Here is a 12,280-nt window from a genome sequence, read left to right as displayed (position 1 = left end):
GCTAAAGGCCCCTCAGTCCCATTCCAGGCCGCCGCGCCGCCATACGTACGCGTACGCGACGAAGACGGTGAGCACGAAGAGCAACATCTCCACGAGCCCGAAAACACCCAGGGCGTCGAAGGTGACGGCCCAGGGGTAGAGGAAGACGATCTCGATGTCGAAGACGATGAAGAGCATCGCCGTCAGGTAGTACTTGATGGGGAAGCGCCCGCCGCCGGCCGGCGTGGGGGTCGGCTCGATACCGCACTCGTAGGCCTCGAGCTTGGCGCGGTTGTACCGCTTCGGCCCGATCAGCGTGGCCATGACCACGGAGAAGATCGCAAAGCCTGCCCCGAGGGCTCCCAGTACGAGGATGGGCGCATACGCGTTCACCGCTCCTCGCTCCTCTCAGTCGGCACTGACTGCTGGCGATGACGTCGGACTCTGCGGCCCCAGGCACCCGAACCCCGCCCGTCCCGGCGAAGATCGCGAACATGTGAAGCAGGTCACAAGCCCAACTGCCTCGCATCTTATGCCCGCCGCTCTGTGATCTGCGACACGGGGTATTACACAAGCTTTGTGATCTCCACCACCTGACGAAGGATCATGAAGTCATATCGACGGTGATCTTCATACGTGAAGCGTCAGAGTGATCACAAGAAGTGACATTTGCGCTCGTCACCACAGGAATCGCGGGTCGTCTCCATATCAAGAGGCTTCCCTTGCATGCAAATTGGTGGTGGACGCAGGGCCCTGATAGAGGCGCGCATTCACACATCAGGGGGAGGCGGGGCCGGGGTGTGGACGTGTGTACGCGTTCACAAGTGGAGGCGGCCGTGCCGGACGCGCGAGACGCGGCCGCTGCGGTAACCGTTCCGTGACCTCCGCCACATCCGTGAGGGGCACCTAAGAACCGGGCTTGGCCAACGGTCTCAACCGGTGGTAGGTGGCGGGCAATCCGGGCGTAACGACGAAAGTCCATGATCACAGGCTTGATCACCTGCGTCCGCAATGTCCGTTACGGCGTCAATAAGGAACCCGGGCCAGGGAATTTGGGGCGCCCATTGAACAACTGTGGCGCAGCACACGTTTCTTGAAGGTATGGAGGAGCCCCTGATACCGGTTGTACCCATGTCCCACACCGCTCACATACGCAGCCACCGGAAACCCCGCCGCAGCGCGTCGACGATCGCGATGCGGGCCGGAGTCGCCAGTGGTGTCCTCGGCACGCTGGCCGTCGCCACAGCAGCTGGCTCGGCCAACGCCGCCGAGCCGGTGACGCAGACGCTCGAACTGCCCGTCCTCACGGGCGACCTGGCCGCCCAGGTCGCGCAGTCCGCTCAGGCCACGCAGCAGGCCGCGGCGAACTACCAGCTTCAGGCAGAGCGCGACGCGGCCGCCACCGCAGCCGCCAAGGAGGCCAAGAAGGACCTCGCCGACGCCAAGGCCGAGGCGAAGAAGAAGTCCGAGGCCGCCCGCAAGGCCGCCGCCGAGCGGGCCACGCGCGCCGCCGAGCGGACCACGCTCAGCACGACGTCGAGCAGCAGCAGCTCCGACAGCACGAGCAGCTCCACGGCGACGGGTTCGGCCGCGGCCGTCATCGCCTTCGTGAAGGCACAGATCGGCGACGCCTACGTCTCCGGCGGCACCGGCCCGAACTCCTGGGACTGCTCGGGTCTCATGCAGACCGCCTTCAAGCAGGTCGGCGTCGACCTGCCGCGCGTCTCGCAGGACCAGTCGACCTTCGGCACCCAGGTGTCGCTGGACAACCTGCTGCCGGGCGACATCCTCTACTGGGGCGGCGCGGGCAGCGCGTACCACGTGGCGGTGTACGTCGGCGACGGCATGTTCGTCGGCGCGCAGAACCCGTCCACCGGTGTGGCCGAGAAGCCGATGTCGTACGACCCGCCGACCGGCGCGGTACGGGTGCTCTGACACCCACGGGTGCCCCTCTGAGGGCACCTCACGCACGCAAGGGCCGCAGCCGCTCGGGGGCAGCGGCCCTTCGGGCACTGCCGACGCGCGCGGCCGATACGAGCGGCTCCGCGCGGCGCGGCCGCTCTCCTTGAGGCGCGCGCGGGCCCAGCAGCCGCTTCGAGGACGCGCGTAGAGGCCCCCAGCCGCCTCCGGTTGCCTCCAGGAGGCCTGGGGGCGTCACCCCGTTCCGGGGCCGCGCACGGGCGCGCCGGCCGGTCTCGTGGGCACGCCCGCCACCCTCCGCGCCTCCGGCAGGGCCGGGATGGCGCCGCATCGGGCATGTTGTCCCGACATGTCGGACACACCGTCAATCCCGGCTCCGGGTCGACCCGGTCCGGCCAGGCCCGGTCCGGTCGGGCTGTCGCCGTGGCTGCGGGTGCGGGTGAAGGTGCGGCTATGGCTGTGGCTGTGCCTGTTCGACGTGTGCGAGGAACTCGATCGAGTCGTGAGCGGATCCGGGCCGGCGCGGGACTCGGTCGGGAGCAGCTCCGGATCGGATGCCCGACAGGAGCCGAAAGGGCGGCGCACCGTCACGGGCGGCCGGGCGAGGGCAGGCCGGTGGGCGGCCCGCCGACGTGGCGGCCAGAGGGCGGCATGCCGAACCGGCCGACCGGCGGGCGGGAGGCCGACGTGGCGGGCCGGCGGGAAGAAGGCTTCGCGCCGGGCCGCCGGTGCTCCGCTTCCGGAGGGGCGCCGCCGTGGTCAGGCCTTCGGGGCCACCTTGCTCAGGCCGTTGATGATGCGGTCCATCGCGTCGCCGCCCGTGGGGTCCGTCAGGTTGGCGAGCATCTTCAGCGTGAACTTCATCAGCAAGGGGTGGGTCAGACCGCGCTGGGTCGCGATCTTCATGACCTTCGGGTTGCCGATGAGCTTCACGAAGGCACGGCCCAGCGAGTAGTAGCCGCCGTAGGTGTCCGCGAGGACCTGCGGGTAGCGCTGAAGGGCCAGTTCGCGCTGGGCGGGGGTGGCGCGGGCGTGAGCCTGCACGATGACGTCGGCGACGATCTGACCCGACTCCATGGCGTAGGCGATGCCCTCGCCGTTGAAGGGGTTCACCAGGCCACCGGCGTCGCCGACCAGCAGCAGGCCCTTGGTGTAGTGGGGCTTGCGGTTGAAGGCCATGGGCAGGGCGGCGCCGCGGATCGGGCCGGTCATGTTTTCGGGGGTGTAACCCCAGTCCTCCGGCATGGACGCGCACCAGGCCTTGAGCACCTCGCGCCAGTCGAGCTCCTTGAAGGAATTGGAGGTGTTCAGCACACCCAGGCCGACGTTCGACGTCCCGTCGCCCATGCCGAAGATCCAGCCGTAGCCGGGCAGCAGACGGTCCTCGCCCGGCCCCCGGCGGTCCCACAGCTCCAGCCAGGACTCCAGGTAGTCGTCCTCGTGGCGCGGGGAGGTGAAGTAGGTGCGGACCGCGACGCCCATCGGGCGGTCCTCGCGGCGGTGCAGGCCCATCGCCAGCGAGAGCCGGCTGGAGTTTCCGTCGGCGGCCACCACGAGCGGGGCGCGGAAGGTGACTTCGCGCTTCTCCTCACCCAGCTTGGCGTGCACGCCGACGATGTGGCCGGTGCGGTCGTCGACGATCGGGGCGCCGACGTTGCAGCGCTCGTAGAGGCGGGCACCCGCCTTCTGGGCCTGGCGGGCGAGCTGCTCGTCGAAGTCGTCGCGCTTGCGGACGAGTCCGTAGTCGGGGAAGGAGGCGAGATCCGGCCAGTCCAGCTGGAGGCGGACCCCGCCGCCGATGATGCGCAGGCCCTTGTTGCGCAGCCAGCCGGCCTCCTCGGAGATGTCGATGCCCATGGCCACGAGCTGCTTGGTGGCTCGCGGGGTGAGGCCGTCGCCGCACACCTTCTCGCGCGGGAACTCGGTCTTCTCCAGGAGGAGTACGTCGAGTCCGGCCTTGGCGAGGTAGTACGCGGTCGTGGAGCCGCTCGGCCCCGCGCCGACGACGATCACATCGGCGGTACTTTCGGAGAGGAGCTCGTTCACGGCGGTCACGGCGGGATCTCCCCAAGTTCGGAATCTTCGTGCCGACCGGCACTGGACATGGGCAGTCTATTCAGCAGAATTGATCACCCGGCTGAAGGGCTGCCCCGTGAACCGAGCTCTCCCCGTAGTACGGCTGCGTGTCCCCACGGACGAGGACGCGGTCGCCTGGCACCGGGTCTTCGACGACCCGGACGTGATGGAGTTCCACGGCGGCAGATCCGCGGAACTGTCCGCCTACGAGGAGCTCACCGCTCGCCAGCGGCGGCACGACGCCGAGCACGGCTTCTGTCTCTGGACGATGCTGGACCGGGAGGACCGCGTCATCGGGTTCACGGGTGCCCAGCCGTGGCCGCAGCAGTGGGGCCCCAAGGGTGAGATCGAGATCGGGTGGCGGCTCGGGCGGGAGCACTGGGGGCAGGGGTATGCGACGACGGCCGCGCAGATGACGTTGGAGCGGGTGCGGGCGGCCGGGGTGCCGGGGGTGGTGGCCATGGTCGACGCGCGCAACGCGCGGTCCATCGCCGTCACCGAGCGGCTGGGCATGCGGCTCGCGGAGGTCTTCACGACGCCGGAGCCGAAGCGGGAGGGACGCTGCTACCGCCTCGCCTGGTGACCTCCGCCACCCGACCGGGAACGTGACTCTCCGTAGTCGTTGGCTACAGAAAGACACTCAACCCTTCCGGACGACACCCCCGTGCGGTTACCCTTCCAGTACCGCTGGGGGTGACATTTGTGCTCATACCACCCAAGACGCCCGACGTGTGTGTGCCGAGATTCGTCGGCCTGATGGCCGTGGACGCGCGCGAGGCGGCCGCGGCGCAAGGTGTGCTGCTGGCCGCACCGGACCGGCCCGAGTTCCACCGCGCGGTCGTGGACTACGTCGTACGGCAGTACCCGCCACCCGGTGTCGAGGTGCCGCGCGGCGCCGTTGTCACCGTGTGGTTCGAGTTCGGCGAAGGAGAGGGCGGCGGAGGCGCGGGCGTGCGCGAGCCCCGGGTGCCCAGACCGGGCGGGGGCGGGCTGCAGCGCGAGCTGGACCGTCCCGGACTTCCCTTCGAGGCGATCACCGGATAGCACCGTCGCGGCCGTGCCGTGCCGAGCCTTGCCGAGCCGAGCCGAGCTTTGCCGGAGGCCCGGGCCCCATGAAGCCCGAGCCCGTGAGGCCCGAGCCCGTGAGGCCCGAGCCCGTGAGGCCCGAGCGTCTTGAAGCCCGAGCGTCTTGAAGCCCGAGCGCCCGGAGGCCCCGTGCAGCCCGAGCCGTGGCTGCGATCCGTGCCTCAGGCTTCCTTGAAGCCTCGGTGCAGGGTCACGACGCCGCCCGTCAGGTTGCGCCAGGCGACCTTCGACCAGCCGGCCTTGCGCAGGTGCTCGGCGAGGGCTGGCTGGTCCGGCCAGGCGCGGATGGACTCGGCGAGGTAGACGTAGGCGTCCGGGTTGGAGGACATCGCGCGGGCGACCGGGGGCAGCGCGCGCATCAGGTACTCGGTGTAGACGGTCCGGAACGGCGCCCAGGTCGGGTGCGAGAACTCGCAGATCACGACGCGTCCGCCGGGCCGGGTCACCCGGTACATCTCGCGCAGGGCCGCGTCGAAGTCCTGCACGTTGCGCAGGCCGAAGGAGATGGTGACGGCGTCGAAGACGTCGTCCTTGAAGGGCAGTCGCGTGGCGTCCCCGGCGGTGAACGGCAGCCAGGTGTGGTTCCTCTTCCCGACCTGGAGCATGCCGAGGGAGAAGTCGCACGGGACGACATAGGCGCCGGTCCGCGCGAAGGGGAGAGAGGACGTCGCCGTACCTGCGGCGAGGTCCAGGACCTTCTGGGCGGGGCGGGCGTCGACCGCCTTCGCGACCTCCTTGCGCCACCTCCGGTCCTGGCCGAGCGACAGGACGTCGTTGGTCAGGTCGTACCGTTCCGCCACGCGGTCGAACATCGAGGCGACTTCGTGGGGCTGCTTGTTCAGGGAAGCACGGGTCACCCGCCCATTGTGGCAGCCCCCTCCTCACCGGCTCACGGCAGGAGCCTCGGCTTCTTCCGTGCCGCGACGTCCTCGACCCACCCGCAGAGCAGCACGAACAGGGCGATCAGCAACCAGCCCACGCCGAACATGAACCACTGGCTCTCCAGCGGCAGGTACTTCTCGAACGCGGGGACGTTCCAGAACCGGTCGATCAGCGGCACGGCCAGGATCAGGGCTATCTCGTGCCAGAGGTAGATCGTCACCGCGCGCGCGTTGAAGACGGTGACGATCCGGTTCGTACGCCGGAAGCGGGTGAGCCAGGCGAAGTCGATCCCGAAGTGCGCCTTCGCCCACATCAGCAGCATGACGAAGCCCGCCGACCAGAACGCCTGCGCGAGGGGGTCCTCGTCGAGGTCGTAGGTGCCGAACTCGGCCTGGTGCGTGAGGGCGTACCAGCCGCCGAACCCGATCGCCGCGAGCGACATCACGACCACCAGGGCCGGCTTCATGCGCTGGAGGACGCCGTCGCGGTGCGCGAAGCCGAGCATCCAGCAGAAGAGGTACGTCGACAGGTCCCACATCGCGGTGCCGACGCGGTTGTCCGGGCCCGCCCAGACGAAGGTGAGCGCCAGGATCGGCCCGAGGGAGAGCGCCAGCACGGGGACCGGAGCCAGCCGGAAGAGCCGAAGGAGCAGCGGGGAGAGCAGGACGAACCAGAGATACGTCCGCAGGTACCAGAGGATCTCCCAGGCCTGCTCGCCCCAGGCGTTGCCCGGCGGGTCGCCCAGCGGCACGACCCAGTAGACGATCTCCCAGCCCGGCATCCAGTCGTGGATCAGCATCGCCAGGACGACGAAGACGCCCCAGAACCAGAAGGGGGGAAGAAGCCGGCGGAAGCGGCTCTTCACCACCTTCAGCGCCGGACGCTCCAGGGATTTCGCCATCAGGGTGCCGGCCAGGCCGAACATGATCCCCATGGAGGGGAAGACCATGCCCGCCCAGGCCCAGCCGAAGGTGTGATAGGCGACGACACGAATGAGGGCGAGGGCGCGGAGCGTGTCGAAGTAGCGGTCGCGTTGGGGAGCAGCGGGCTTGGACGGGGGCGGGGGCTCCTGCGTCCCCTCACCGGTGACGGTGACGGTGCCGGTGCCGGTCGTCGTCGACGCCTCGGGCTCCCGAGCGGGATCCGGGCCCAGGTCCGCGTTCGGGTCCGCGCTCGGGTCCGCGCTCGGGTCCGCGTCCACCGCCGGCAGGGGAGCCGTCTCCTCGACGGCGACACCCTGCCCGTACTCCGCGTTCTGCGCGTACTCCGCGTTCTGCCCGTACTCCTGCGGGTAGGGCTGCTGCGGATACGGCTGCTGTGGATACGGCTGCCGGCCGTACTGCTGTGGGTTGGGCTGCTGTGGATACGGCTGCTGCCCGTACCCGTCGTACCCGTACGGGTACCACGACGGCTGCCCGTACTCGTGGCCGTACTGCTGCCCCGGCCCGTGCCCTTGCCCGTACCCCTGCCCCTGCCCCTGCCCCTGCCCTTGGCCCTGGCCGAAGCCCTGCTGCTCCCAGCTCATCAGCTCACCCCGGCCGGGGTGCCGACCTCGCCGGTGCGCTTCAGCTTCTGCCAGCGCAGGCGGCCGCCGGTGAGGGCGGTGATGCAGGAGTGGATGAGAACGAGGTACATCATCTGGCGGTAGGCCAGTTGCTGGAGCGGCATCATCAGCAGGTACCGGTACTTCTCCCGGTCCAGGCGGAACGCGTAGGCCGCGCAGCCCAGTTGGACACCGAGGACCGCCAGCCAGGCCAGCAGGGCCGCCTGGAAGTCGACGAAGATCATCGAATAGATCGTGAACACGTCGATGAGCGGGGCGAAGACCGGCGTGATGATCTGGAAGAGGACCACGAGCGGCATGCCCACCCGGCCGAAGCGACCCGAAGGGCCCTTGTCCGTCAGGGACTTGCGGTGCTTCCAGAGCGCCTGCATGGTGCCGTAGGACCAGCGGTAGCGCTGGGACCACAGCTGCTTCAGCGAGCCGGGCGCCTCCGTCCAGGCCTTGGCGTGCTCCTGGTAGACGACCTGCCAGCCGCCGCGGTGCATCGCGATGGTGATGTCGGTGTCCTCGGCGAGGGTGTCCTCGCTCATGCCGCCGACCTCGAGCACGGCCTCGCGGCGGAACGCGCCGATCGCGCCGGGGATGGTCGGCATGCACCGCAGCAGGTCGTACATGCGGCGGTCGAGGTTGAAGCCCATCACGTACTCGATGTGCTGCCAGGCGCCGATGATCGTGTCGCGGTTGCCGACCTTGGCGTTGCCGGCGACCGCGCCGACGTTCGGGTCGGCGAAGGGCTGCACCAGATGGAACACGGCGTCCGGCTCGAAGACCGTGTCGCCGTCCATCATCACGACGATGTCGTAACTGGCGCTGCGGACACCGTTGTTGAGAGCGGCGGGCTTGCCCGCGTTCTCCTGCCGGATGACACGGACGTTCGTCATGCCGAGGGCCCTGGCCGCCTCGCGCGAGATCTCGGACGTGTTGTCGTCCGAACCGTCGTCCACGATGATGATCTCGATCGGATGGGTGCTCTTCGCCAGCGACTTCAGGGTGTTGGCGATGCACTCCTTCTCGTTGTACGCCGGGACGATCACACTGACCGGCCGGGTGACGGTCGGCCCCCAGCTGAAGCGGCGCTTGTTGCGCTTTCTGTAGTGCCGGCGGGCCAGGATCAGCATCATCCCGAACCGGCCCATGACCGCCACGCCGACGACCATCAGCCCCACCGACAGTGTCGGGACGGTCCACTCGGCGAGGGTGACCGCCGCGATGAGGGCCTTGCCCTCGTAGAGCGTCACGCCGGTGGCCTCGCGGTGGGCCGCCTGGAGCCGGTTGATGGTCTGGCCGGTCCCACCGGTGCCACCGTTCGCGCCGGTGCCGCCTTCGCCGTTGGGCACGTTGCCGGGCTGCTCGCCGGTGGTCCCCTCGGTTCCGGTCGCTCCCTCGGTTCCCGCCGTCCCCTCGGTCGCCGTCGCCGCGCCGGCGCCGGCCGCACCCGCGGCCTGCTGCCGACCCGTGCCGGAGGCCTGCCGGGCCGCGGTGTTCTGCTCCTGCATCACACCGCTGATGGTGGTGAAGGTGTAGCCCGCGGCCTTCATCTTCTTGATGTACGTCGGCAGCGCCTTGATCGTCTGCGAGCGCTCGCCACCCGCGTCGTGGAAGAGCACCGACGCGCCCTTGCCGTCCTCCGGCGTGGCCCACTTGATGATCTTCGAGACGCCCGGCTTCTTCCAGTCGTCACTGTCCGTGTCGACGAAGACGCTGGTGTAGCCGTCCTCGCCCAGCTTCTCGTAGATGGGCCAGCTGTAGTTGTCGATGGCGTCCGTCTCGGAGGAGTACGGGGCGCGGAAGAGCGTCGTCGTGATGCCGGCCGCGCCCGCCAGCGCGAGCTGGGTCTGCTCCATCTCACGGTCGACGCGGGCGTCGGACTGGTAGGAGAGATCGACGTGGGTGAACGTGTGGATACCCACCTCGTTGCCCTCCTCGACCATGTCCTTCACGATGCTCGGGTAGCGCGAGACCATCGAACCGACCAGGAAGAACGTGCCGGGCACGTCGTACTCCTGGAGGATCTTCAGCACCTGGGGCGTCCAGGTCGGGTTCGGCCCGTCGTCGAAGGTCAGCGCGATCGTCTTGTCCGGCACCGAGAGGGTGGTGGCCTGGCCGCCCTGGAAGGTCAGGATCGGTCCGCCGTCGAGGACCTTGTCGGGCACCTTGCCGGCGCTGGCCCCGGTACGCACGCGCTGGTCCCCGCCGACCTCGGCGCGCAGATAGCCGTCGAGGAGCATCACGCTGGTCAGCGCGAGCAGAAGCAGCAGGGCGAGGATGACACGCGGTTTCTGCAGCGCCGCGGCCCTGCCCGCCGCCCGCGACATGCGGGTCGGGGCACGGCGGCGGCCGCGAGAGGAAGTGGTCGTCATGGGAGTGGCTGAACTCCGGTCAGTTGGCGGCCGCGGAGGCGGTCGCGGTCGGGGCGGAGCTCGGCGGCTCGCCGGTGGCGACGCCCGTGGGCGGAGTGCCGGTGGGCATCGCGGGCGGGGTGCCGGTTCCGCCCTGCGGCTGGGCGCCGCCGGGGCCGGAGTTCTGGGCGCCGCGCGGGCCTCCATTGCCGAACGGCAGCAGGGAGGACGGGGCCAGGGAGGTACCCCAGCCCATGAAGGCGGCGCCGAGGACGACGGCGTACGCAAGACAGCCGACCCCCATGAGGAGGCCGATCCGGCGCAGCAGCTTGGACCTGCGGCCGGAGTTGTCAACGAACACGGGCCCCTCGGCGGAGGCGTCGTCACGTTTGCGGCTGCGACGGCTGCCGCGAGCAGCGGCACGGCTTTCGATGGCAGGCTCGGATTGCATTCCACGGATATTAGAGAGCCTTTATGTGGCACAAACTCTGTGCCGCTTGTGAGACACCCATGAGAAACGGGTGAACCTGTCTCTTCCCTGAGAGATCCCCGAATCTCCTGCGCGGCACCTGCCCGTCATGGGAGGGTTGATTATCCCTTTTGGGCGGGTGAATGTCACCTTTTGCGCGATTATCTTCATGAACTGTCTGCGTGTCCACCGTTCCCGCGCGCTCCGCCCACTTGTGAGACATTTCCATTTGGGAAACGCGCTTTGTTTCCATGCTGAGACAGAAATCACGAGAGCGGGTGCATACGCAATGAGGAGTTTCCTGATGCCGATGGCCGGGGTCACCTGCCTGTTTGCCCTGGCCGTTACAGGATGCTCCGCGGGGTCCGACAGCACGTCGGACGCGGCATCACCCGCGGAGAGCGAACAGGCGAACAGTCCCTCACCATCGCCCAGCGCCACATCGTCGAGTACCGGCACCTCCTACGCGCCCTACGTGAGCGCGGTGGAGGCCAATGACAACGACTCGGCCGGCTCGCCGACGTCGTACAACCTGGCATTCGTCATCTCGAGCGGCAGTGGCTGTACACCGAAATGGAACGGTACGGACGCCATCGACGACTCCGCCGTGAAGTCCCGTATCTCGGCGCTGACCGAGTCGGGCGCCACGGCACGCGTGTCCTTCGGCGGCGAATCCGGCAAGGAGTTGGCGGCCACCTGTGACAGCGTGTCCGAACTCGCGGAGGCGTACGGCGAGGCACTCGACGCGGCCGGCTCCACCCAGGCCGACTTCGACATCGAGGGCGACGAACTGACCGACTCCGACTCGGTCGCCCTGCGCTCCCAGGCGATCGCGGCTCTCCAGGAGGAGCGCCCGGACCTCGAAGTGTCCTTCACCCTCCCGGTGATGCCCTCCGGGCTGGACGCCGACAGCCTGGCGCTGCTGGCGTCCGCGAACAAGTACGACGTCCAGGTCTCCACCGTCAACCTCATGACGATGAACTACGGCGAGTCGTACGCCGGTGACATGGGCGGGTACGCGATCACGTCGGCGACGGCCGCACAGGGACAGCTCAAGGAGGCGTTCGGAACGACGGACGCCGCCGCGTGGAAGGGGATGGCGCTCACCTCGATGATCGGCACCAACGACGTCGACAACGAGACGTTCTCGCTCTCGGACGCGGCACAGGTGCGGACGTTCGCCGAGGAGAAGGGCATCTCCTGGGTGTCCATGTGGTCGACGTTCCGCGACCAGCAGTGCGAGGACGGCTCCGCCACGGACGACGCGTTGAACAACTGCAGTGGGGTCGAGCAGAGCGCGGGAGCGTTCGCGGAGGCGTTCACGGGCTGAGAGACCGGGGGTTCCCCGCTCAGCGCCGTCGGTACACCAGGCGGCCCTCGATCACCGTGGCCACGCAGGTCGCGGCGCCCCGGTCGGCCAGGGCCGCCTCGTCGGGCACGTCGAAGACGGCGAAGCGGGCGGCTGAGCCGCGTTCCCGGGGCGGGGCGAACTCCACCGGCAGGCCGCAGGCGTACGGATCCAGCGAGGGGACCCCGCCGGGGCGCGACGCGGGCCGGCCCACGACCGCCAGGCCGGAGCGGGCCACGGCGTCCCGCACCGCGCGCCGGCGCAGTTCCTCGCAGGCCACCGCGACCGTGCCGTGGGCCAGCATGCGCTGCACCCCGCGCCGGGCGCTGGCGCCCCAGCGGGCGTCGTCCGGGGCCAGGGCCGCGAGCGCGTCCCCGGTCAGCGGCTCGGTGCCCAGCTCGTCGGCCTCGCGCGGGTCGGGGTGGTAGGCCCCCTCCAGCAACTCCGTGCCGTGCGGGTTGACGAGACCGGGCGTCAGGATGCCGGGCCACCGGCGCACCCGCGCCGACGGATACGCGGCGACGAGCTGCTCCAGCGGACCGGCCTCGGCGATCCCGGCTCCCTCGACGGCCAGGGCGCGGCCCCGGGAGTCGGCGTGAATCGTCAGCAAGAGGGCC

The 12,280-nt window shown here is 69.4% G+C and carries 11 protein-coding genes; 4 read left to right on the top strand and 7 right to left on the bottom strand.

The window, feature by feature from the left end:
* Window positions 1-12 precede the first annotated feature (12 nt).
* Window positions 13-372 (bottom strand): NADH-quinone oxidoreductase subunit A, encoded by a 360-nt coding sequence (locus ACFVYS_RS07335; protein ID WP_007383963.1) that lies wholly within the window; start codon window positions 370-372, stop codon window positions 13-15.
* A 738-nt stretch (window positions 373-1,110) separates the two neighbouring features.
* Here ACFVYS_RS07335 and ACFVYS_RS07330 point away from each other — a divergent pair.
* Window positions 1,111-1,914: a C40 family peptidase gene (locus ACFVYS_RS07330; RefSeq protein WP_389499707.1), complete on the top strand. Its 804-nt coding sequence runs from the start codon at window positions 1,111-1,113 to the stop codon at window positions 1,912-1,914.
* A gap of 744 nt (window positions 1,915-2,658) precedes the next feature.
* Here the strand turns inward: ACFVYS_RS07330 and ACFVYS_RS07325 are convergent.
* The gene (locus ACFVYS_RS07325; RefSeq protein ID WP_314223512.1) at window positions 2,659-3,945 is read right to left on the bottom strand and encodes a geranylgeranyl reductase family protein; all 1,287 of its coding nucleotides are present in this window, start codon (window positions 3,943-3,945) and stop codon (window positions 2,659-2,661) included.
* 106 nt (window positions 3,946-4,051) lie between these two features.
* Here ACFVYS_RS07325 and ACFVYS_RS07320 point away from each other — a divergent pair, with 106 nt between their 5' ends.
* Both ACFVYS_RS07320 and ACFVYS_RS07315 read left to right on the top strand, forming a co-directional pair.
* The gene (locus ACFVYS_RS07320; protein ID WP_389499705.1) at window positions 4,052-4,558 is read left to right on the top strand and encodes a GNAT family N-acetyltransferase; all 507 of its coding nucleotides are present in this window, start codon (window positions 4,052-4,054) and stop codon (window positions 4,556-4,558) included.
* 119 nt (window positions 4,559-4,677) lie between these two features.
* Window positions 4,678-5,019 (top strand): PASTA domain-containing protein, encoded by a 342-nt coding sequence (locus tag ACFVYS_RS07315; RefSeq protein WP_389499703.1) that lies wholly within the window; start codon window positions 4,678-4,680, stop codon window positions 5,017-5,019.
* Window positions 5,020-5,222: 203 nt separating this feature from the next.
* Here the strand turns inward: ACFVYS_RS07315 and ACFVYS_RS07310 are convergent, their stop codons facing one another.
* Genes ACFVYS_RS07310 through ACFVYS_RS07295 form a run of 4 tightly spaced genes read right to left on the bottom strand, consistent with a single transcriptional unit; the run spans window position 5,223 to window position 10,297 of the window.
* Window positions 5,223-5,918: a demethylmenaquinone methyltransferase gene (locus ACFVYS_RS07310; RefSeq protein WP_389499701.1), complete on the bottom strand. Its 696-nt coding sequence runs from the start codon at window positions 5,916-5,918 to the stop codon at window positions 5,223-5,225.
* Window positions 5,919-5,950: 32 nt separating this feature from the next.
* Complete coding sequence (locus tag ACFVYS_RS07305; protein WP_389499699.1) at window positions 5,951-7,468, bottom strand: acyltransferase; 1,518 nt, start codon at window positions 7,466-7,468, stop codon at window positions 5,951-5,953.
* Window positions 7,468-9,867 carry a bifunctional polysaccharide deacetylase/glycosyltransferase family 2 protein gene (locus ACFVYS_RS07300; RefSeq protein ID WP_389499697.1) on the bottom strand — a complete coding sequence of 800 codons (2,400 nt, stop codon included), beginning with the start codon at window positions 9,865-9,867 and terminating at the stop codon, window positions 7,468-7,470. Before ACFVYS_RS07300 ends, ACFVYS_RS07305 begins: the two co-directional genes overlap by 1 nt.
* Window positions 9,868-9,886: 19 nt before the next feature.
* Window positions 9,887-10,297, bottom strand: a complete 411-nt coding sequence (locus ACFVYS_RS07295; protein ID WP_389499695.1) for a hypothetical protein — start codon at window positions 10,295-10,297, stop codon at window positions 9,887-9,889.
* Between the two features lie 307 nt (window positions 10,298-10,604).
* Here ACFVYS_RS07295 and ACFVYS_RS07290 point away from each other — a divergent pair, with 307 nt between their 5' ends.
* Entirely contained in the window at window positions 10,605-11,645 is a 1,041-nt protein-coding gene (locus ACFVYS_RS07290) for a chitinase (RefSeq protein ID WP_389499693.1), read from the top strand.
* Window positions 11,646-11,664: 19 nt separating this feature from the next.
* Here ACFVYS_RS07290 and ACFVYS_RS07285 read toward each other — a convergent pair whose 3' ends face one another.
* A complete protein-coding gene (locus tag ACFVYS_RS07285; RefSeq protein WP_389499691.1) occupies window positions 11,665-12,273 on the bottom strand; it encodes a hypothetical protein in 609 nt (202 codons plus the stop codon).
* Window positions 12,274-12,280: the final 7 nt, after the last annotated feature.

Source organism: Streptomyces sp. NPDC058295 (assembly GCF_042880655.1).
GTDB classification, from domain to species: Bacteria; Actinomycetota; Actinomycetes; order Streptomycetales; family Streptomycetaceae; genus Streptomyces; species Streptomyces coriariae.
This window is presented reverse-complemented; position numbering and strand designations above follow the sequence as displayed.